This is a genomic window from Sphingobium sp. DEHP117 (assembly GCF_030867385.1).
Lineage (GTDB): Bacteria > Pseudomonadota > Alphaproteobacteria > Sphingomonadales > Sphingomonadaceae > Sphingobium.
The window spans coordinates 361,186-382,846 of the sequence record NZ_JAPFBJ010000002.1 but is presented as its reverse complement, the minus strand read 5'-3'; the positions used below and the strand labels follow the sequence as shown (position 1 = coordinate 382,846).

General features: G+C 64.5%; 21 protein-coding genes. 19 read left to right on the top strand and 2 right to left on the bottom strand.

Features of this window, described 5'->3' with window-relative positions:
* Positions 1–56: 56 nt before the first annotated feature.
* The 13 genes from OOT33_RS08870 (at position 57) to OOT33_RS08810 (ending at position 11,662) form a co-directional block, all read left to right on the top strand.
* Positions 57–464, top strand: coding sequence for a phage tail tube protein (locus OOT33_RS08870; protein WP_307749663.1), 408 nt, complete (start codon positions 57–59; stop codon positions 462–464).
* Positions 461–781 (top strand): GTA-gp10 family protein, encoded by a 321-nt coding sequence (locus OOT33_RS08865; RefSeq protein WP_307749662.1) that lies wholly within the window; start codon positions 461–463, stop codon positions 779–781. The genes OOT33_RS08870 and OOT33_RS08865 overlap by 4 nt, the downstream gene beginning before the upstream one ends.
* Positions 778–984: a phage tail assembly chaperone gene (locus OOT33_RS08860; protein ID WP_307749661.1), complete on the top strand. Its 207-nt coding sequence runs from the start codon at positions 778–780 to the stop codon at positions 982–984. Before OOT33_RS08865 ends, OOT33_RS08860 begins: the two co-directional genes overlap by 4 nt.
* Positions 977–1,546 (top strand): tail tape measure protein, encoded by a 570-nt coding sequence (locus tag OOT33_RS08855; protein WP_307749660.1) that lies wholly within the window; start codon positions 977–979, stop codon positions 1,544–1,546. Before OOT33_RS08860 ends, OOT33_RS08855 begins: the two co-directional genes overlap by 8 nt.
* Before the next feature lie 127 nt (positions 1,547–1,673).
* Positions 1,674–3,992, top strand: coding sequence for a TIGR02217 family protein (locus OOT33_RS08850; protein WP_307749659.1), 2,319 nt, complete (start codon positions 1,674–1,676; stop codon positions 3,990–3,992).
* A complete protein-coding gene (locus OOT33_RS08845; protein ID WP_307749658.1) occupies positions 3,989–4,816 on the top strand; it encodes a DUF2163 domain-containing protein in 828 nt (275 codons plus the stop codon). Before OOT33_RS08850 ends, OOT33_RS08845 begins: the two co-directional genes overlap by 4 nt.
* A gap of 75 nt (positions 4,817–4,891) precedes the next feature.
* Complete coding sequence (locus OOT33_RS08840; RefSeq protein ID WP_307749657.1) at positions 4,892–5,302, top strand: peptidoglycan endopeptidase; 411 nt, start codon at positions 4,892–4,894, stop codon at positions 5,300–5,302.
* 3 nt (positions 5,303–5,305) lie between these two features.
* Positions 5,306–7,510, top strand: a complete 2,205-nt coding sequence (locus tag OOT33_RS08835) for a phage tail protein (RefSeq protein ID WP_307749656.1) — start codon at positions 5,306–5,308, stop codon at positions 7,508–7,510.
* 22 nt (positions 7,511–7,532) lie between these two features.
* On the top strand, positions 7,533–8,030 hold the full coding sequence (locus tag OOT33_RS08830; protein WP_307749655.1) for a DUF2793 domain-containing protein: 498 nt from the start codon (positions 7,533–7,535) through the stop codon (positions 8,028–8,030).
* A 153-nt stretch (positions 8,031–8,183) separates the two neighbouring features.
* Positions 8,184–9,260, top strand: coding sequence for an OmpA family protein (locus OOT33_RS08825; RefSeq protein ID WP_307749654.1), 1,077 nt, complete (start codon positions 8,184–8,186; stop codon positions 9,258–9,260).
* A gap of 136 nt (positions 9,261–9,396) precedes the next feature.
* Complete coding sequence (locus tag OOT33_RS08820; protein WP_307749653.1) at positions 9,397–9,942, top strand: superoxide dismutase family protein; 546 nt, start codon at positions 9,397–9,399, stop codon at positions 9,940–9,942.
* 98 nt (positions 9,943–10,040) lie between these two features.
* Positions 10,041–10,781 (top strand): Bax inhibitor-1 family protein, encoded by a 741-nt coding sequence (locus OOT33_RS08815; protein WP_307749652.1) that lies wholly within the window; start codon positions 10,041–10,043, stop codon positions 10,779–10,781.
* 116 nt (positions 10,782–10,897) lie between these two features.
* Complete coding sequence (locus OOT33_RS08810; RefSeq protein WP_307749651.1) at positions 10,898–11,662, top strand: metallophosphoesterase; 765 nt, start codon at positions 10,898–10,900, stop codon at positions 11,660–11,662.
* On the opposite strand, the gene OOT33_RS08805 is transcribed toward OOT33_RS08810, so the two are convergent.
* Positions 11,663–12,799, bottom strand: a complete 1,137-nt coding sequence (locus OOT33_RS08805; RefSeq protein WP_307749650.1) for a glycosyltransferase — start codon at positions 12,797–12,799, stop codon at positions 11,663–11,665. It lies immediately after the preceding gene.
* A 177-nt stretch (positions 12,800–12,976) separates the two neighbouring features.
* Between OOT33_RS08805 and rpsT the strand changes: the two genes are divergently transcribed.
* Both rpsT and dnaA read left to right on the top strand, forming a co-directional pair.
* Positions 12,977–13,240: a 30S ribosomal protein S20 gene (gene rpsT, locus OOT33_RS08800; protein ID WP_307749649.1), complete on the top strand. Its 264-nt coding sequence runs from the start codon at positions 12,977–12,979 to the stop codon at positions 13,238–13,240.
* Positions 13,241–13,759: 519 nt separating this feature from the next.
* Positions 13,760–15,184, top strand: a complete 1,425-nt coding sequence (gene dnaA / locus OOT33_RS08795; RefSeq protein WP_373690567.1) for a chromosomal replication initiator protein DnaA — start codon at positions 13,760–13,762, stop codon at positions 15,182–15,184.
* 4 nt (positions 15,185–15,188) lie between these two features.
* Here the strand turns inward: dnaA and OOT33_RS08790 are convergent, their stop codons facing one another.
* Entirely contained in the window at positions 15,189–16,154 is a 966-nt protein-coding gene (locus tag OOT33_RS08790; RefSeq protein WP_307749648.1) for a P-loop NTPase, read from the bottom strand.
* Positions 16,155–16,228: 74 nt separating this feature from the next.
* Here OOT33_RS08790 and hflK point away from each other — a divergent pair, with 74 nt between their 5' ends.
* The 4 genes from hflK to OOT33_RS08770 all read left to right on the top strand — a co-directional run bounded on the left by hflK (position 16,229) and on the right by OOT33_RS08770 (position 21,636).
* On the top strand, positions 16,229–17,443 hold the full coding sequence (gene hflK / locus OOT33_RS08785) for an FtsH protease activity modulator HflK (protein ID WP_307749647.1): 1,215 nt from the start codon (positions 16,229–16,231) through the stop codon (positions 17,441–17,443).
* Complete coding sequence (gene hflC, locus OOT33_RS08780) at positions 17,443–18,288, top strand: SPFH domain-containing protein (protein ID WP_307749646.1); 846 nt, start codon at positions 17,443–17,445, stop codon at positions 18,286–18,288. Before hflK ends, hflC begins: the two co-directional genes overlap by 1 nt.
* A gap of 114 nt (positions 18,289–18,402) precedes the next feature.
* Complete coding sequence (locus tag OOT33_RS08775) at positions 18,403–19,920, top strand: Do family serine endopeptidase (protein ID WP_307749644.1); 1,518 nt, start codon at positions 18,403–18,405, stop codon at positions 19,918–19,920.
* 99 nt (positions 19,921–20,019) lie between these two features.
* Positions 20,020–21,636, top strand: coding sequence for a helicase HerA-like domain-containing protein (locus tag OOT33_RS08770; RefSeq protein WP_307749643.1), 1,617 nt, complete (start codon positions 20,020–20,022; stop codon positions 21,634–21,636).
* The last annotated feature ends 25 nt before the right edge of the window (positions 21,637–21,661 follow it).

Below are 21,661 nucleotides of genomic sequence, written 5' to 3'. Positions count from 1 at the left end.
GAATTTCGAACGCGGCACCGGTGCCGAACCTCAACTGACGAAAGGAACAGTGCGCCATGAGCGTCGAAAAAGGAAGTGCGTTTTTACTGAAGATCGGAAACGGCAATATGCCGCTGACCTATACCACCATTGCGGGCCTGCGCACGACGCAGCTGTCGGTGAGCGGTGAGGCGGTGAACATTACCAACAAGGGATCGGGCGGCTGGCGCGAGCTGCTGTCCGGCGCGGGGGTGCGCGCGGTCAGCGTCTCGGCCGCCGGTATCTTCACCGGCTCGGCAGGAGAAGTGAACATCCGCAACCGCGCGCTCGCAGGGGTGATCGATGATTATGAGCTGAGCTTCGAGAGCGGAGAGCGCATGCAGGGCAAGTTCCTCGTCACACGCCTCGACTATGCGGGCGATTATAATGGCGAGCGCACCTACACGATCAGCCTCGAAAGCTCCGGCGTGGTGGTGAGCCTGTGACGACCCGCGCGGCAAATGCACTGCGCGGCGAGGCATCCGTGCTGGTGCGCGGTGAGCGGCTGATACTCAGGCCGACATTTTCCGCGCTGGTGGCGGCCGAGGAGGAGCTTGGCCCGCTGTTCGCACTCGTCGAGCGGGCGGCGTCGGGCGGGCTGAAGCTTGGCGAGCTGGTCGCCCTGTTCTGGCATTGCCGCTTTGACTGGCCGCAGGCAGTGACGCGCGAGGATCTGGGCGAAGCAGTGGCGGCCCAGGGGCTTGCCGCGGCCACGCCCGCGCTGAAGCTGCTGCTGGGCCAGATCCTCTCCGGCCGGGCATGAGCGAGCAGCGCTTCGCCCCGGTGGCGCTCAGGCTCGCGGGGGTAGCGGGCTGGCAACTGGGCTGGGGCGCAGAGCAGTTCTGGAGCGCCACGCCCGCCGAGATGGAAGCGGTAGCCAGCGCGATGCTGGAGGGGGCGGCGGTTCCGGATGCGCCCTCCGCGCCCGACATGGCACGATTGCAGGAGATGTTTCCCGATGGATGAGGAAATCGACCGCTTGGTGATCGCGGTGCGCGCCGACACGCAGGGTTTTGCCCGCGATGTCGCCGGGATGCGCGACAGCATGGAGGGGCCGCTGGCCAAGAGCGCCGAGAAGGCGGGCCGCATGATCGAGGGCAGCCTCGTGCGGGCGATCCGGACCGGGAAGTTCGGCTTTGAGGATCTGGCGCGGATCGCGCTCGCGGTGCTCACCCAGATCGGGCAGGACATGGCGAACGCAATGTCTGCGGGAGGACCGGGGGCGGGCGGCGGCGGCGGCCTGATCGGCAGCGTGCTATCCACGATCGGCACCGTGTTTGCCGGCGCGCCGGGGCGCGCGACCGGCGGGCCGGTTTCGCCGGGACGCGCCTATCGCGTTGGGGAAAACGGGCCGGAGCTGTTCGTGCCTACCTCCAGCGGGCGTATCATTGCCAATGGCGCGGGTGCGGGCGGGCGCGACGTGCGCGTGACGATCAACGTCAACGCGCCGCAGGGCGGCGCGCCGGAGGCGCTGGCGCGCAGTTCCCGGCAGATTGCGAGGAATGTCCGTAGTGCTCTCTCCGAATAGGATTTCGCCCATGATGGCCTGCGAAAGACGGCTTTCTGTGCGCCAGTTCTCGAAATCCGCCATTCTCGGCTCATCCTGACCGAAATCTCCTTTGGGCGAGAGCCCGATAATCCGAGGATTTCCTTTCATGGCATATTGGCTGGCGTCCGCTGACGGCGGGCAGGAGCGCGGGTTCGTCAAGCGTTTCTCGCCCGCGTTCTGGACCGTGAACTTCCCGCGCCCGATGATGGCGAGCGTGGTGACGACTGCGCCCGATGCCTTGCGGGTTGACACTGTATTCTATGGGTCGGGCGATCTGGCGGGGCTGATCTGGGAGGCGCAGGACCAGTGGGATCATCCGCTGCTCGCCTATGAGACGCGCCGCGACTTCCGCAATTGTCAGCTGCGCTTTCATTGGCGCAGCAGCGGGATCAGGCAACTGGACGCCGTCAACGGCCCGACGCTGACGATCGAGGGGCGGGACGCGGGCGGCGCGCCGCGCAGCTGGTATGTGCGGCTGTGGAACTATGCGAGCGGTTCGCCGACCGACGCCGATATCACGATCGATTTCAATGCGTTGAACGGTGGCTTCCTGTTGCCTGCCGAGGCAGACCCGGTGTGGGCGGGGGACATCGACCGCATCTTCATCTCGCTGGTCCCGACCGGCTATGACGGCGGCACCACGCAATATCCGCTGGGGCAGGAAGGCTGGGTCGAGCTGACGGGCATCGCGTGCGACGGCTCCGGATCGGTGCTGTCGATCGGCGACCCGATGCTGCCCGAACATGGCCTTTCGATCGCTACCGGCTATGACGACGCCTATAACCAGACGCCCGAGCGCGTGCTGTGGCAAATCCGGGCGCTGGGATATCGCGGTGACATTCTGCACTATGTCGGCATGAGCCATTATTTCCGGCTCGAGCTCAATAGCGGCGCTTATTATGCGAGCTTGAACGGCGGCGTGCTGTGCAGCCCCTGCGCCGCGTGGCATGCGGACTTTGCGGCGCGGGCGCAAACACAAGGCTTTGGCATTATCTGGTCACTGTCTTACGAGCTGCTCGATCAGCATTGCTGGGGCAACTGGAAGCAGCGGGCGGAGGATGGATCGCCCGCGCTCACCGGCTGGTCTCCGCCTTCTACACTGCTTTCGCCTGCGCAGAGCGGGGCGATGGGCTATCTGCATCAGGTCGGCGCGGCGTTTATCGGGATTGGGCAAGCGGCGGGGCTTGCGCCGAAGTTTCAGGTGGGTGAGCCGTGGTGGTGGGTGATGCCGGACGGGCGCATCTGCCTCTATGACGCAGCGGCGAAGGCGGCCTTTGGCGGCAATCCGGTGTCGATCCCGAATATCCGCGCGTCGCTCAACGGTGCGCAGACGGCGCTGCTTGACCAGGCGGGGGCGTTGCTGGCGAGTTCGACGGCAGCGCTGGTTGCGGCCGTGAAGGCGGCGGCGCCCGCATGCCAGACGCATCTGCTCACCTATCTGCCGACGGTGCTCGACAGCCAAGCCCCCGAGGCGAAGCGCGCCAACATGCCGCTTGGCTGGGCCAAGCCCGCCTTCGATGTCTTGCAGCTCGAGGATTATGACTGGGTGACGGGCGGGCATGGCGCGCTCTCTGCCGCTGGCGCGGCCGCCGCGACCACGCGGCTGGGCTATGCGGCGGCGGAGCAGCATTATCTCTCCGGGTTCGTGCTGCAGGGCGCGGATGCGGCAACGCAATGGCCGCTGATCGAGAAAGCCGCGCGTGTCGGCGAGGCGCGCGGGGTGGCGCGCACGTTCATCTGGGCGCTGCCCCAAGTGGCGCGCGACGGCTTCACCTATTTCTGTCTGGCAGGAGAGCCTATGCAGGCGTTCGACGATGTGATCTTCCCCTTGAGCATCGGCAAGGAGGCGAGCGTGACCCCGGCGTTTTCGACCCAGACGGTCGAGAGCATATCGGGCCATGAGCGGCGCTCATCCGACTGGGCGGACGCGCGGCTGCGGTTCGATGCCGGGCCAGGCGTGCGCTCCGAGGCCGATCTTGTGACGCTGATCGACTTTTTCCGGGCGCGCAGGGGCGCGGCGCGGGGGTTTCGCTTTACCGACCCGTTCGACAATCAGAGCGCGCCGTGGGGGCAGGCGGTCAGCCCGGTCGACCAGAAGCTCGGCACCGGGGATGGCGCGACCAGCCAGTTCGCCCTTGCCAAATATTATGGCAGCGGGGCGGAGGCGCAGCAGCGGCGCATCACCCGGCCGGTGGCGGGCACGATCCGGATTGCCGCCAATGGTGTGGAGCTGACAACCGGATGGCAGCATCTGGGCGGCGGGATGATCTCGTTCAATGTCGCCCCGGCGAGCGGCGTGATCCTCACCGCCGGGTTCCGCTTCGATGTGCCGGTGCGGTTTGCCGAGGATGCGCTGGAAGTGAACCGCGCGACCTTCGCGGCGGGTGAAGCGCCATCCGTACCGCTGGTGGAGATCCGCGAATGAGCGCGTTCGACGCGATATTGGCGCAGGAGCTTGCCGCCTTTGCGTTCTGCTGGCGGCTGGAGCGGCGCGACGGTGTGACGATCGGCCTCACCAGCCATGACCGCGACCTGACGATCGGCGGTGTGGTCTATACAGCCGCGCCGGGCATGATCCCTTCGGCCATCAACAAGGGGATCGCGCTCGACCCGGAGAGCATGGAGCTGAAGGGTGCGCTATCCAGCGATGCGATCAGCGAGGCGGACCTGTCTGCCGGGAAATGGGATGCCGCGGAGCTGAGCCTGGCGCTGACCGAATGGACCGCGCCGGGTGCCATGTGGCTGGAGCTGATGCGCGGTACGCTGGGCGCGGTGGAGCGGCAGGGCGAGGCCTTTTCCGCCGAGCTCACCGGGCCTGCGGGTGTGCTGGCCGCGCCGGTGGCGCCCGAAACATCGCCCGGATGCCGCGCAAGATTGGGCGACCGTGCGTGCTGGGTCGATTTGGCCCGGCACCGGCGCGAAGTCAGCATCAGTGGCATGACCGCCGAAGTGGCGACCATTTCAGGCGGGGGGCTTTCGGTAGGCGCTTATGTCTTTGGCCAGCTGCGCTGGATCGAAGGTGAGAATTGCGGGCTGACGCAGGGCATTGTCGGCAATGATGGGGGCAGTGTGACGTTGTCCGAACTTCCCGCCTTTCCGGTGGCGGTGGGCACGCGCGCGCTCATAACGGAAGGTTGCGACAAGCAGATGGCGACCTGCTCCGCCCGTTTCGGCAACGCCGTCAACTTTCGGGGCGAGCCTTATCTGCCCGGAATGGATCTCCTCACCCGCTATCCGGGTGCAAATTGATTTTGCCGATAATGGCCTGCGAAAGTCGGCTCATTCTGGGCAAAATCATTTTGTTAACGAAATTGGGGTTCGATCATGAAACGGGCAGAGAGGATCGTCGCGGCGGCGCGGGCGCTGATCGGTGCGCCGTTCCGGCTGCATGGGCGCAGCGCCGAGACCGGCGTGGACTGTATCGGCCTGGCGGTTCTGGCTCTGAGCCGCGCCGGGCACCGGCGGCTGGATGGGCGCATCGTACCCGCCGCCTATAGCATCCGGGGCGGCACGGCCGAGCGGTTCGCCACGATTATGCGCGCGGCCGGGCTGCGCGCGGTGCGGCACTCCAAGCCCGGCGACCTCGTGCTGGCGTATGCTGGGGTGGCACAGTTTCATCTGATGATAGCCACGGACGCGGGCCATGTTCACGCGGACGCCAGCCTGGCGCGGGTCGTGGAAATGCCGGGTGCTTCGCCCTGGCCGGTGATCGCGCATTTTCGATGGGGACGTTGAGATATGGCAACCGTTGTTCTTACGGTCGTCGGTTCGGTGCTGGGCGGGCCGCTGGGCGCGACGATCGGCGCGGCCATAGGGCAGGCGATCGACCAGAATGTGCTGTTCAAGCCCAAGGGACGGGTGGGGCCGCGCCTCAACGACCTGCGCATACAAACGTCGCGCTATGGCGATCAGATACCAAAGATCTTCGGCTCCATGCGGGTGGCGGGCACGGTCATCTGGGCGACGGACCTGATCGAGCAGCGCCACACCAGCGGTGGCGGCAAGGGCAAGCCCAAGACGACCACTTACACCTATAGCGCGAGCTTTGCCGTGGCGATTTCCGCACGGCGCATTGCGGGGATTGACCGGATATGGGCCGACGGCAACCTGTTGCGCGGGGCTGCCGGTGATTTCAAGACCTATATCAGCTCATTCCGCGTATACCCGGGTTCCGAGGATCAGGCGGCGGACTATCAGATAGCGGGCGCCGTAGGTCTGGCGAACGCCAGCGCCCATCGCGGCATGGCCTATGTGGTGTTTCAGGATCTGGTGCTGACCGACTTTGGCAACCGGATCCCCTCGCTTACTTTCGAGGTTATCGCCGAGAACGGCGCGGTGCCGGTGGCGGACATCGCCAACGACCTGAGTGACGGGCTGATCGCGCCGGATGGTGGCGGGGGACCTTTCGTGATGGGCTATGCGGCGAGTGGATCCGGTATTGCCGATGCGCTGTTGCCGCTCGTTGAGGGGTATTCGCTCGCTCTGCGGACCGGCGCGGCGGGGACCGGCATTATCCCGGCCGGGCCGATAGAGGCCAACATCCCAGCCGATATGATCGGCGCGCGCTTCAATGGCCGGCGTGAAAAGGGCGCGAAGCTGATGCGCGGGCGGGCCGAGGACGCGCCGTTGCGCGTGTCCATGCGGCATTATGATCCGGGGCGTGACCATCAGGCCGGTGTGCAGATGGCCGAGCGCGCCGGGCCGGGCCGCAGGGAAGAGGCGCTGGATCTGCCTGCCTCGCTCGATGCCGTCTCGGCGCGTGCACTGGCCGAAGCGCGACTGCATAGCCTGTGGACCGGCAGGCGCACGCTCGAGCTGCGGTGCGACTGGCGGGCGCTCGGCCTTGAACCGGGCGCGGTCGTCACTGTGGACAGCGAAAACGGGCGCTGGCGCATCGAGCGCAGCGAATGGGAAGGCATGGGCGTGCGCCTCAGTTTGAGGCAGGTGGGCGGAGCAGGTGTTGCGGCACCACCCGCTGACGGGGGCGCCCCGGTATTGCAGGCCGACCAGCTCCATGGCCCGACGAGCCTTGTTATCGCCGATCTGCCGATGCCCGACGACACGCTGCTCACCGCCCCGCTTGTGGCGGTGGCAGCAGCGGGGGCGCAGGCGGGATGGCGTGCGGCCGAACTGTTCGTGGAAGATGCGGCCAGCGCCGCGCTCATCTCGATCGGCGGCACCGCGCTGCCCGCCATCATCGGCACCACTGCGGGCGCGCTGGGCGGAGCGGCGAGTGCCGCGCTGTTCGATCTTGGCTCGACCCTCGACGTGCAGCTGCTCAACAGTGCCATGCAGTTGGCAAATGCGGACGATGCCGCATTGCTGCGCGGTGCCAATCTGGCGCTGGTGGGCAACGAGGTGATCCAGTTTGGCCTCGCCAACCAGACCGGGCCGACGAGTTGGCGCTTGTCCCGCCTGCTGCGCGGCCGACGCGGCACCGAATGGGCAATGGCGGGCCACAGCGCGGGCGAGCCAATTCTGCTGCTGGATCAGGCGAGTCTCCTGCCAGTGCCGACTGCTTATGCGGTGATGGGGTCGACCCTGCTTGTCGATGCGATCGGCATCGGCGACACGGCCCCGGTAAAGGCGAGCGTGGCGGTGGCCGGGCAGGCCGTGCTCCCGCTCTCGCCGGTACATGGGACGGCGGTGGCTGTGGGCGGGGGGTGGCAGCTCGGCTGGGTCCGCCGCAGCCGGATCGGCTGGCAATGGGTTGATGGTGCGGATGCGCCGCTCGGCGAGGAGCAGGAGCAGTATCGCATCGACCTCGTCAAATCCGGTGGCGTCTACCGCAGCGTGACGACCTCATCCCCGCAATGGACCTATGATGCCGCGATGATCGCGGTCGATCATGGCCTCGGGATCAGCGGCCCGGTGACGGCGCAGGTCCGCCAGATCGGCACTTTCGGGGCGGGGCGCCCCGCCAGCATCGCTCTCAGCATATAATTCGCCTTTCGGAGTTCGCATCATGACGACAAACAGTGACCGCTTTGCCCTGCCGCTGCTGCAGCCGGGGCAAGCGCAGAAGGAGCTGACGCATAACGAGGCGCTGGCCCTCATCGATATGCTCTTGCATGCGCAGGTACAGAGCATCACGCTCACCACACCGCCGGGCGGTGCTGCCCCGGCGCAGTGCTGGGTCGTAGCGGCGGGCGCAACCGGCGCCTGGGCGGGGCATGACGGCCAGCTGGCGTGCCTGACGGCCGGGGGTTGGCGCTTTGTCGCTCCGCGCGCGGGGCTGAACGTCCTCTGCGCGGCGGACGGCCGCCGCTACACCCACGACGGCACTTCATGGCTGGCGGACCCGGTGCGACCCGACGGACTGTATATCGGAGTCAACCGGGTGGTGGCCGCACGGCAGGGCGCGATTGCCGACCCGACAGGCGGCAGCGTTGTCGATACGCAGGCGCGCGCGGTGCTTGGCCAGGTGCTGAGCGCGTTGCGCGCGCATGGGCTAATCGCCTGATTTTATGAAATTACTGCCCGACTCACAGAAAAGTGTGATAATTAGCGTCAAAGCGAACTATTTTTCCGAATTAAACTGGTCTTGCCATGAAACTTTCCAGGGGGTAGGGAGTTTCCACAGTCCATGCGACCAAGTTTGGAAAGGGGAATAGACATGCGGAAGCTTGCTCTTGCGGCAGCTCTTGCGACCACGGCGATGGCAAGTCCTGCTCTCGCGCGTGATGATGCCTGGTATATCGGCGCTCATGGCGGCGCAATGCTTGTCGAAGACATCGATATTGATGTGGCAGGTTCGACCGCCGCAGATGCGACAGCGGATTATAACACCGGTTTCGACGTTGACGGCGTGATCGGTTATGACTTCGGCATGTTCCGTCTTGAATCGGAGGTGGGTTTCCGCCGCGCATGGACCGACCATGTTGATTATGTCGGCGTTCAGAGCACCCGCGGCAACGTGCGTTCGCTCAGCTTCATGCTGAACGGCCTGCTCGACTTCGGTCCGGATGATGGTCTGCAGGGTTTTGTCGGCGGCGGCGCGGGTATTGCGCGCACGCATCTCTACACGCTGACGACGGATGACTCCGACACCGGTTTCGCCTGGCAGGCTCTGGCAGGTGTCCGTATGCCGCTGAGCGACAAGCTCGATGCGGAACTGAAGTATCGCTACTTCAACCACCGTAACGTCGATATCGTCACCAGCAACGCCTTTGGCGGTGCGGGCGCGCCCGGCACTGCGGTTGACGCGGATGTGCGCACGCACAGCCTGTTGGTTGGCCTGGTGTACAACTTCGGCGAGAAGGCTCCTCCGCCTCCTCCGCCCCCGCCGCCGCCACCTCCTCCGCCCCCGCCGCCTCCCCCGCCGCCTCCGCCGGTGGTTGAGTGCCAGCCTGGACCGTATATCGTGTTCTTTGAATTCGATAAGTCGGACATCACGCCAGATGCGGCAACGATCCTCGACAGCGCGGTTTCGGCCTATGCCAACTGCAACAGCGCGCAGGTCATGCTTGCTGGTCACGCCGACAAGGCGGGTCGCCCGGCCTACAACGTCGCGCTGTCTCAGCGCCGCGCGGATGCAGTGAAGGCGTACATCGTCTCCAAGGGCATCTCGGATGGCGCCATCTCCACCAAGGCATTTGGTGAAGGCCAGCCCAAGGTTGAGACCGCTGACGGTGTTCGCGAGCTGCAGAACCGTCGTGTGGAAATCACCTACGGTCCGGGTTCGGGCATGTAAGAGCCGCGAGGCTTAGGACAAGGAGGGGCTGGTCAGCAATGACCGGCCCCTTTTCGTTGGCGGGTATCTCAGTGTGTGAGGAACCAACGGGAAGTACTATTGGTTTTCAAGCCATGCTGTGAAAGGAACCCCTGAAATGCGCGTGAACATGCTTGTCTTGACGACCCTGTCTTCGGCCGCCTTGGTATTGGCAGGCTGCGCCTCGACCACAAACGGAATGGCGGATGCTCCGGCCGTCGTCGCCGGCGCGGCTTTGGCGGATGGACAGGGAGCGAGCAAGGGTGACCTTACGATCTCCAAGGTTGACGGTGGCTTGCGGCTGACATTGCGTGCCAGCGGAATTTCGCCGGGTGTTCATGGCGTGCACATCCATATGGTCGGGTCCTGCGTCGCACCCGCTTTCACCAGCGCAGGCGGTCACTGGAATCCGCTCGGCAAGCAGCATGGCATGCAGAATCCCGCCGGGCCGCATGAAGGCGACTTGCCCAATATCGAGATTGGCGCCGACGGCACCGGCACGCTGACAGCCACCATCCCCGCCACGCTGAGCGATGGGGCAAATCCGATGCTCGATGCAGACGGTGCATCCATCGTCATCCATGCCGGGCCGGATGACATGAAAACCGATCCATCTGGCAATTCTGGCGGCCGGATCGCCTGCGGCGTTATCACTCAGAGATGAGTGCCGCGCCTCCTGTCCGGTTTTTCTTGAAACTTTAACCCGGACACACGATATTGCGTGCGTTGGCAATAGCGCCAATGACAAGGAGTTGACTTACAATGGCTAACTGGTCTGACCCCCGGACAGGCGGGATGAGCTTCGGCGCTGGTGCGCCTGCGGCCGCTCGTGCGTCTTACGACGCGGGGCTCCGGTCCTACATGCTGTCGGTGTACAATTATATGGCGAGCGGTGTCCTGCTCACGGGTCTCGTCGCCATGCTTTTCGCAAGCAGCGGCCTCGCCTATCAGATCCTGGCAGGGCCGGGGCTGCTGAAATATGTCATCATGTTCGCGCCGCTGGCGTTCGTGCTGGTGCTGAGCTTCGGTATCAACCGGCTTTCGACAACGGCTGCGCAGGCGATTTACTGGGCGTATGCCGCTGTGATGGGGCTTTCGCTCTCGTCGATATTCCTCGTCTACACGGGGACGTCGATTGCGCAGACCTTCTTCGCGACAGCGGCGGCTTTCGCAGGTCTGAGCCTTGTGGGCTATACCACGAAGAAGGATCTGTCGGCGTTCGGCACTTTCCTGATCATGGGTCTGATCGGCCTCATCGTCGCATCGCTTATCAACCTCTTCCTGCAGTCGAGCGTAATGAGTCTCGCGATCAGCGCCATCGGCGTGCTGATCTTCGCTGGCTTGACCGCCTATGACACGCAGAGGATCAAGGAGAGCTATTCCTATGTTGCGGGCACGGAGATGGTTGGCAAGTCGGTGGTGATGGGTGCATTGAGCCTCTACCTCGACTTTATCAACCTGTTCCTGATGCTGCTGCGCTTCATGGGCAGCAATCGCAACTAATCGCCTGGAGCACGGCGAATTTCACCCCGGCCGGGACGCTGGCCGGGGTTTTTCGTGCCCCAGCGGCGCAAGGCAGACGCTTCAGTTTCGCTCGGTCATTTGCTACGCATGCGCCCGTGAGTCTGCTGGGTCGCCTCCGCCGGAAGGCCAGATATAGCACCGACAATTGCCGCATCTATGCGATCGGCGATGTGCATGGCTGCTTCCCCCTGCTGGTTAGCCTGCTTCAACTGATTGAGCGGGATCAGCGCGCTCGCCCGCCACTTGAGACGCATGTCGTCCTGCTTGGCGATTACATCGATCGTGGCCCCCAATCGCGCGAAGTGTGCGAGCTGCTGCAGGCGATGGAAGGCTCCGCCTATTTCCACTGCCTCAAGGGCAATCATGAGGAAACCATGCTGCAGGTGCTGAAGGGCAACCGGATGGCGCTGCGCTTCTGGCTCAAATATGGCGGCGAGGAGACGCTGCTGAGCTGGGGTGTCGACCAGGGGCTGATCGAGCGTGCTTATGGCAGTGAGGGCAGCCAGTGGCAGTTGATCGAAGCGTTTCAGGCGGCAGTATCCCCACCTATCATACAGTGGATGACCGCGCTTCCCTCGCTCCACAGGCATGGCGACTATCTCTTTGCCCATGCGGGCATAAGACCACGCTTCAGACTGGACGAGCAGACTGACGAGGATTTGCTGTGGATCCGCGAGCCTTTCCTCTCCAGCAAGGCGCGGCACCCCTGGCGCGTAGTGCATGGGCATAGCCAGAGCGAGACCGCGCAAATCCTTCACAACCGCATCGGCATAGACACCGGCGCCTATCGCACCGGGATGCTCACCGCCATCGGGATAGAGGATGATGACGCCTGGTCGATAGAGGCAAAGGCGCGCTGATCAGTCCCGCGATTTGGCGGGTGCCCAGGTCTGGTAAGTACGGCCCCGCCATGCATCGATGACCCCCAGGAACGACGCCCAGATCGCCGCCGCGATCTCGACCACCATCACGCAGGGACGAACCTTGAGAGCCGCGCCGAGCAGGACGAGCGCCGGTGCGCCCCATAGGGCGATGAGAAGGTCAGGCCTGCGATCCAGCCACAGTGCCGCGCTCAACGATCCGGCCGCCAAGAGCGCCAGCGGTGCGCCCATCCAGCGCAGCCATTTGTGAGAGATGAACTTGTAGCGGTCTGTAAGCGAGAATTGCTTCGCCAGCTGGGGCCAGAGATGAAGATACGAGGCGTAGGAACGGCACGCGATCCGGCGTTTGCGGCGAAACTCGTCCACCGGGTCGGTGGTGGTGCGCTCATAGGCGATGACCTCGCGCGCGCTGATGAGGCGCTTGCCGTGCAGCAACACGCTCATCGAGGCGATCATGTCGTCCAGCAGGTGCGGCGGCACCTCAGGATAGAGCGCGCGCCGCGTCGCGAAGATCGCGCCGTCTGCACCCATCATCGAGCCGCAGCGCGATTCGAGCGCCTTGATCGTCTCCTCCAGCCGCCAGTACAGCCCGCCCACCTGCGCGGTCGCGCCCTCTTCGGCATTGATGTAATGCAGCGTGCCAGACACCGCGCCAATTGCGGGATCCCGGAAATAATCGAGCAGCACCCCGACCGATTCGGGCGCGAGCAGGACGTTGGCATCCGTGAAGATACAGATCTCGCCTCGCGCCTGCGCAACCATGTGTCGCATGCCGGTCGCCTTGCCCGTTCGCTCCGTCGTCGGGATCACCCGCAAAAGCTCGGGGCGGCTTTCAAGCAACGCCAGCGTGCCGTCCGTACTCATGTCGGAATAGCCAAGAATCTCGAGATCGGGGTGTAGTTTTTTGATCGCCTCAAGATTGTCGAGCTTCGTGGGCAGCGCGCGCTCCTCATTATAGGCGGAAAACAGCAGGCTTGCGGAGGGACGCGGCGCGTCTGCATTGCAGCCGCGCACCGGCCGCGCGCGCATCAGCCGCAGGCTCAAAGGATAGCTGATGTAGGGATGGAGAAACAGCGCCCCGGCCAGCAACGAGAATGCATAGAGTGCGACGAGCATGGACGAATCGCTAGCGCGCTTTGTAAGCTCTGTCCCGTCCAAATTTTCGGGGCAGGCGCCACGCGCCCGTTTATGTTGACGCAGATGGGCGAAGCCGCTATGGGCCACCCTTCGTGATTCAGGGGAGCCTCGTGCGCTCCTCTTTACCGGAATTCAGACAAGGCTTTCGAGGAACTTATGGCCAATACGCCGCAGGCAAAAAAGCGCATCCGCCGCAACGCGCGCCGCACCGAGATCAACGGCAACCGCATCAGCCGCATTCGCACGCTGGTGAAGAAGGTGGAAAGCGCCGTTGCCGCTGGCGACAAGGACGCTGCCGCTTCGGCGCTCGCCGTGGTGCAGCCGGAACTGGCACGCGGCGTGGCGCGCGGCGTGCTGCACAAGAACACCGCTTCGCGCAAGTTCAGCCGCCTGACGAAGGCCGTCGGCGCCATCGCCTGACACGCTTAACGCCGGGCTTGCCCGTTTCGACACCCGCCGGAGCGATCCGGCGGGTTTCTTCATGCCCGCGTAAGACGGGCTTGAGTGAATGGGAGGGGGCCGCGCGAAATACCGTTTCGCCGGTGCCATCCAAGCCCGGGCGACCCATCAGGGAGAAATGCAGGACTTGCGCTGATTCGCTGTGACTGCGAAAAGAAAATTCAGACAATAATCATGTAAAACCAATAGTTTATTTGATTATCACGTGATTCCGCGCTCTTGGCTCTGTCAAACATTTTATTTCAGTTTTTTGACGGCACACCCTCTTGATCCAATCGTTAACGATTGCCTAATCCTGTGGCTCACCCGCAGTCCGAATCGGATGTCGCGGTTATCATGATCCACAAGGGGCACGCCGTTTCCCATGGCTGGAAGCGGATGGAAAGTTGTGGGTCATGCATGGGGGTTTGCGATGACAGGGACTCCGTCACAATAAGGGAGGGCGCGCGCGTGTTTGCAGAAGCTGATGACAATGATGCCCTGACACTCCGCCGTGCCGACAGGGGGGCACCGGCAGAGGGCTGCCCCGAAGCTATCGTTGCGGGTTGGGAGGCGGTGACGGCAGCATTGCGCAGCGGCGTGGGCGCGCGGATGTATGACCAGTGGCTCAAGCCGTTGCGGCTGGGCAGCTATTGCGACAGCACTGGCACGCTGGAATTGCTCGCCGGGTCCGATTTCACCGCCAATTTCATCGCCAGCCAGTTTGGCGACCGCATTCGTCTCGCTGTAAGGGCCGCCCAGATCGGCGTGGAGGAGATCAGGGTGGTGCGCGCCCCCCATCGCGCCGGGGCCGTGAACACGGTTGAGAGGATCGCTGCCGGTGCAACAGGCGGGGAGCGCTCCGCTCCGGCCGAGCCGACTCCGCAACCGCGCCGCCCCGCGCCTGACGGGCTTGCCCTGCGCCACAGCTTTGCCGATTTCGTGGTGGGAGAAAGCAATCGCCTCGCCTGCTCCGCCGCGCAGGCGATGGGCGCGCGGTCCGCACCCTTGTTCAACCCGCTCTATATCCACGGCGGCACCGGACAGGGGAAGACCCATCTGCTCCATGCGATCGCTGCCGCCTATGCCGGTCATTTCCCCGCGCATCAGATCATCTACATGTCTGCCGAGAAATTCATGATGGAGTTCGTCACCGCGATGCGCGCGAACGACAGCATGGCGTTCAAGGCGCGGCTGCGCGCGGCCAAGCTGTTGCTGGTGGACGATATCCAGTTCATTGCCGGCAAGGGATCGACGCAGGAAGAGTTTCTCCACACCATCAACGAGCTTGCCGAGAGCGGCGCACGCATCGTCATCAGCGCGGACCGCGCGCCCCAGCACCTTGATGCGGTCGATCCGCGCATATTGTCGCGGCTTGCCGGCGGTTTGGTGGCCGATATCCAGCCTGCCGACCTTGATCTGCGCCGTGCCATCCTGGAGGCGAAGCGTGCCTCCCTGCCCGATGCGGCCATTCCCGATGCGGTGCTGGATTATCTTGCCCGCTCGATCCGCTCCAACCTGCGCGAGTTGGAGGGCGCGTTCAACAAGCTGATCGCCTACGCCCAGCTCACCGGCCGCCCGGTCGACATGGACTTCGCGCAGGCGATGCTGGCGGATGCGGTGCGCGCGAACGCCCGGCGCATTACGGTGGACGATATCCAGAAGGCCTGCGCGGCGCATTATCGCATCGACCCTGCGGAGATGCGCTCCAAACGCCGGGCGCGGGCGGTGGCGCGGCCGCGGCAGGTGGCGATGTACCTCGCCAAGAAGATGACGCCGCGCTCGCTCCCCGAAATTGGGCGGATATTCGGCGGGCGCGATCACAGCACGGTGATCCACGCTGTGCGCACGATCGAGGAGTTGCGCCAGAGCAACGCGGAGATCGATGCCGACATTCGCAAGCTTCAGCGCCAGCTGGAGATGTGAGGCCCTAACCTCTGGCGGTGAGCCAGTCTTTCACCCGCGCAGCGACGGCAATGAAAGGCGCTGCCTCATGTGCGTCGCCCGCGGCCGGTGGCGTTCCGGCGTCAGACGCCTGCCGGATGTCGATAGCCAGCGGAATGCGCCCCAGAAACGGCATGTTCATTGCCTTTGCTGCAGCTTCCGCCCCGCCGGTCCCGAACGGATCAGACTGGTGGCCACAGTGAGGGCAGCTATAGCCCGCCATATTTTCAACCAGCCCGATCATCGGCACGCCGGCCTGCTCGAACAGGCTGACAGCGCGGGTTGCGTCCATCAGCGCGAGATCCTGCGGCGTCGAGACGATCACCGCACCTGCCGGCTTGTGCTTCTGCACCATCGACAGCTGAATGTCGCCGGTGCCAGGCGGCATATCGACGATGAGCACGTCCACCGCGCCCCAGTGTGCGTCGATAAGTTGCGAGAGCGCGTTGCCGGCCATCGGCCCGCGCCATGCGATGGCCCGCCCCGGCTCGACCAGATGGCCCATGGAGAGCATCGGCACGCCGCCCACGCCGGTAATCGGGATCATCTTGCTGTCTTGCGCAAGCGGTTTTTGACCCTCGCTCGCAAGCAGGCGCGGTTGCGAAGGGCCATAGATGTCGGCATCGACCAAGCCCACCTTCACACCCATGGCTTTCAGCGCGATGGCGAGATTGGCGGAGACCGTCGACTTGCCCACCCCGCCCTTTCCGGACGCGACGGCGATGATGGTGCAGCCCTTTTTCTCTGCCGTTTCCGCGATGCGCACCGCAGTGACTGCGGGAATCGCGCGCGCCGCATCCTCGATCGCGGCGGTCATGGCGCGGCGCTCGTCCGCGCCGAGCGAGCTCACATCGAGCACCAGAGAGAGGACGCCTTCCTTAAGCCGAATGGCACTGGCGCGGCCTTGGGAAAGTGATGCGATTTCGGCGGAAAGAGGGGTCAGGTCGGTCATGCCGCGCCCCATATGCGATTATCTTGGCAAAGGCACTGTTTTTCCGCCGCGCGGCTCCTTATACATGACGGACCATGAACCAGAACACCCCTGCGCTTTTGCGCCGCCTTCGCTCCCTCCTGTCGTTGCTTCCCGGTTTGGCCATGGCCGGCCCCTGGGGCGGCAAGCCGGGCGGCGGGCCTGATGGCAGTGAGGGCGCGCCGGATGACGGGCAGGGGCAGGCTGGCGGGCAGGGTGGTGGCGCTTCGGGCGGCGGCCCGCGCAATCCCTGGACCCAGCCGCCGCGTGGCGGGCAGGGCGCGGGAGGCCCCGGCGGGGCAGGCCGACCTTCACTGATCGAGGATATGTTGCGGCGCGGGCGCGAAAACTTTGGCGGCGGCAAAGGTAGCGCGCCTGGCGGGGGCGGTGGCTTTGTCGGCGGCGGCGATCCCCGCACGCTGTGGCCGATTGCGCTCGGTATTGTTGCCATATTGTGGATCACCCTCACCAGTTTTCACCGCATCGGCCCGCAGGAACGTGGCGTGGTGTTGTTCCTCGGCAGCTACAGCCGCTCGATGACGCCGGGCATCGGGCTTACCCTGCCCGCGCCGTTCGAGACAGTCGAGACGGTCGATGTCGAGGAAATCCGCACGGTCGATATCGGGTCCGTCTCCGGTGAGAGCCAGAATCTGGTGCTCACCGGCGATCAGAACATCATCGACCTCGCTTATTCGGTGCGCTGGAACATCCGCGACCCGGAGCTGTATCTGTTCGAGCTGGCTGACCCCGACGCTACGGTTCAGGAGGTCGCCGAGACGGCGATGCGCGCCGTGTTGGCGACGATCACCCTCAACGAGGCGCTGGGCGCCGGGCGCACAGGCATAGAGCAGCAGGTCGCGCAGAAGATGCAGGAAATTCTCGATAATTATCGCTCCGGCATTCGCATTCAGGGTGTCGCCATCAAGCAGGCCGATCCGCCCAACGAAGTCAATGACGCGTTCAAGGAGGTGTCCGCCGCGAAGCAGGACGCCACCACCTATGTCAACCAGGCGACGGCCTATGCCCAACAGCTCAACGCCCGCGCGCAGGGCGAGGCGGCGGCCTTCGACAAGGTCTATGAGCAGTACAAGCTTTCGCCCGAAGTGACGCGGCGGCGCATGTACTATGAGACGATGGAGGCGATCCTTGCGGATACCGACAAGACGATCATCGAATCCAACAATGTGATGCCCTATCTGCCGCTGCCGGAAATTCGCAGAAAGCCTAAGGACGGGGCGGGTACCGGCGCGACCGGGGAAGGAGGCCGCTGATGGAACGCATCATGCGCAATCCCGTGCTGGCAGCGCTTCTTGTGCTCGGTGTGCTGGTCTTGCTCGGCAGTACGGTTTCTATCGTGCCGGAAACGCAGCAGGGTGTCATCGTCCGCTTCGGCCAGCCGGAGCGTATCGTGAACAGCTACCACCCCAATGAACGCTTCGGCCAGACGGGTGCTGGCCTTGCGGTGCGCATTCCCTTTGCCGAGCAGGTGGTCTGGATCGACAAGCGCATCCAGTCCGTCAAGATGGAGCGCCAGCAGGTGCTCTCGACTGACCAGCTGCGGCTTCAGGTCGATGCCTATGCCCGCTATCGCATTACCAACCCTCTGCGCATGTATGTGTCTGCGGGGAGCGAGGATCGGGTGGAGGAGGCGCTGCGTCCGATCCTTGGTTCGGCGTTGCGAAACGAGCTCGGCAAGCGGCCATTCGCGGCGCTGCTGTCGCCAGAGCGCGGGCAGGTGATGAACAACATCCGCGCGGGGCTTAATCGTGTGGCCCGGCAATATGGCGCTGAAGTGGTCGACGTACGCATCAAGCGTGCCGACTTGCCTGACGGCACCCCGCTGCAAAGCGCGTTCCAGCGCATGCGCACGGCGCGCCAGCAGGAGGCGCTGACCATTCGCGCACAGGGTGAACGCCAAGCACAGATCATCCGCGCCGAGGCTGACGCCCAGGCAGCGCAGGTCTATGCCGCCAGCTTCGGCAAGGATCCCCGGTTCTATGATTTCTATCGGGCGATGCAGGCCTACCGGCGCACGTTCAACCCGGAGAACGGCGGGCAGACGAGTGTCATCCTGTCGCCCGATAACGATTTCCTGCGGGAGTTTCGCGGCCGGTAGATCCCTCGACTAGAGAGCTATTCAATTTCGGTTCAGATGTCGGTTGGCAAGGCTGAGCCAACATTTTGCTGCAGGACATTGGCCTGCGCCTTGAGATATGAGAGGAAAAATGTCTTGCGCTACGTTTATGGTCTGACTGCTGCCTTGCTCCTGGGTGGCACCGCGCTCGCCATCAGCTCGCATGAGCCGCTGGGCGCCCAGCCTGCGCAGAACGACAATATGCAGGCTGCCGTTGCGCCGCGTGGCGCGCCCAGCAGTTTTGCGGACATGGTGGAGCGGCTGCAGCCGGCTGTGGTCAACATCTCGACCCGCCAGCGCGTGCAGGTGCGCAACAATCCGCTCGATGACCTGTTCGGCAATATCTTCGGTGGGCGCGGCAACAACGGGCCGCAGATCCAGGAGGGCACTTCGCTCGGGGCGGGATTCCTGATCTCGGCTGACGGCTATATCGTCACCAACAACCATGTGGTCGCACCGGGTGACCCGACCGCGACCATCGAGTCGATCACCGTCACCATGAACGATCACACCGAATATGCGGCGGAACTGGTGGGACGCGACGAGGTGGCCGATTTGGCCGTGCTCAAGATCAAGCCCGGCAAGGCAATGCCCTATGTCCGTTTCGGCAGCACCAAGAACTCGCGCGTGGGCGACTGGGTGATCGTGATCGGTCAGCCCTTGGGGCTGGAAGGCACGGTGACGACGGGCATCATCTCCAATATCGCGCGCACCACCGGCTCCGGTTCACCGTACGACCGCTTTATCCAGACTGACGCCTCGATCAACCAGGGCAACTCAGGCGGACCGATGTTCGACATGAGCGGCAACGTCATCGGCATCAACACCTGGATAGCATCGCCCAATGGCGGCAATATCGGGCTGGGCTTTGCCATTCCGGGCGAGATCGCACGCCCGATCGTCGAGAAGCTGATGCGCGGGGAAAAGATCGAGCGCGGCTATCTCGGCATCGGCTATTCGCAGATCAACGACAAGCTGGCGCAGGCGCTGGGTGTCGACAAGAATCATGGCGTGTTCGTCAATGCCGTGCCGCCTGACGGCCCGGCGGCCCGCGCGGGGATCCAGCCTCGCGACGTGATCCTGAGCGTGGGCGGCAAGGAAGTGAACCTCGACAACCCGCTGTCAGTGCTGGTCGCGGACCTGCAGATCGGACGACCGGTGCCGGTGGAGCTGATCCGCGACGGCAAGCGCCGCACGGTCAACGTCACTTTGGGCAAACGCCCGAGCGAGCAGGAGCTGTCCGGCGGCTTCCTCGACGATCCGCAGGGCGCTCAGCCGCAGCAGCCGAATTATGCTCCACGCAATCCCAATGAGAACGGCATTGGCATAGCCGTGCTGGACATCAATCCGGCTATCCGCCGCCAGCTCGGCCTCGATGACAGTGTCGAGGGCGTTGTCGTCAACGGCGTCAACCCGCAGAGCGACGCCGCGATCGTCGGTGTCCAGCGTGGCGACATGATCTTGGAGATCGACGGTCGCAAGGTTCGTACCGCAGCGGACGTAAAGGCTGGAGTCGCCGCTGCCCGAACCGCCGGCAAGCGCGCGGTGTTGCTGCTTATCGCCCGGCCCAGCGCGCGCTTCCGGGGCTATGTGCCGGTTGAACTGACCAAATAACGATCGCCGAGTTTACATGGCGCCTGCCGCCCGCCTCTTTTCAGGGGCGGTGGCGGACGCTATGCCTGTCCGCCTATTATCGGCACGGGGAGCGCAGCTATGGGCGACGGCATTTTCATCGGCGCGGCGGCAGGGCAGCCGCAAACGCTCAATCTGAAGCGCGCGAACCGGCACGGGCTGATCGCAGGCGCAACCGGCACCGGCAAGACGGTGACACTTCAGGGCATCGCAGAGAATTTCTCGCGCCTCGGCGTGCCCGTATTCATGGCCGACGTGAAAGGCGACCTTGCCGGGATCGCGATGCCCGGTTCGCCCACCTTCAAGAACGCCGCCGCGCTGGAGGCTCGCGCCAAGGAGATCGGCATGGCGGACTATGCCTATGCCGACAATCCGGTGATCTTCTGGGATCTCTACGGGCAACAGGGCCACCCGATCCGCACCACGGTGAGCGAGATGGGGCCGCTGCTCCTCGCGCGGCTCATGGACCTCAATGAAACGCAGGAAGGCGTGCTCAACATCGCCTTCCGCTATGCCGACGAGGAAGGGCTGCTGCTGCTCGACCTCGGTGATCTGCAGGCGATGCTGGCTTACTGCGCGGAAAATGCCGACATGCTCTCCGCCAGATATGGCAATGTGACCAAGGCCAGCGTCGGCACGATCCAGCGCCAGCTGCTCAGTCTCGACAGCCAGGGCGGCGCCGCGTTTTTTGGTGAGCCGGCGCTCGATATCCATGACTTTCTCCACGTGGACGACAAGGGGCGCGGGTCTATCAACGTGCTGGCGGCGGACCGGCTGATGCAGAGCCCCAAGCTCTATTCCACCTTCCTGCTCTGGCTACTTTCCGAGCTTTTTCAAGTACTTCCAGAAGTGGGCGATCCCGAAAAGCCCAAGCTCGTCTTCTTCTTCGACGAGGCGCATCTGCTGTTCGACGATGCGCCCAAGGCATTGACCGACAAGATCGAACAGGTGGTGCGTTTGATCCGATCCAAGGGCGTCGGCGTCTATTTCGTGACGCAGAACCCGATCGACATCCCCGAGGAAGTGGCTGGTCAGCTCGGCAACCGGGTTCAGCACGCGCTGCGCGCCTTCACCCCGCGCGACCAGAAGGCGATCAAGGCGGCGGCGGAGACTTTTCGCGTCAACCCGGACCTCAATGTCGAAACCGCGATCACGGAACTGAAGGTCGGCGAGGCGCTTGTCTCGCTGTTGCAGGAGGATGGCAGCCCCAGCATCGTACAGCGCACGCTGATCGCGCCACCACGCTCGCGCCTCGGCCCGCTCGATGCCAAGGAGCGGGCGATCATCCGCTCGGTTTCGCCGGTCGACGGCAAATATGACACGGCGGTGGACCGCGAGAGTGCGGAGGAAATCCTCGCGGCGCGTGGGCAGGCCGCCGCCGCCGCGGCAGAAGCGGAAAAGGCGCAGGCCGAGGCCGACAAGGCAGCAGCCGCACAGGCGAAAATCGAGGCAAAGCAGCGCGAGGCGGAGCTGAAGGCGCAGGCGCGCGCAGACGCCGCCGCCGCGCGCGAGGCAGCCAAGCCCAGCAATTTCGACCGCGCGATCCAGTCCGCCACCCGCTCGGTCGGCTCGTCGCTCGGCCGTCAGGTCGCCAACGAGATCGGCAAGGCGGTGTTGGGCGGCTCGTCGCGCAAGTCGTCGGGCGGCGGCCTGATCGGCGGGCTGGTGCGCGGCGTGCTCGGCGGTCTGTTTAAATAAGAAAAGGCGGGGGCGGGCGAAGCGC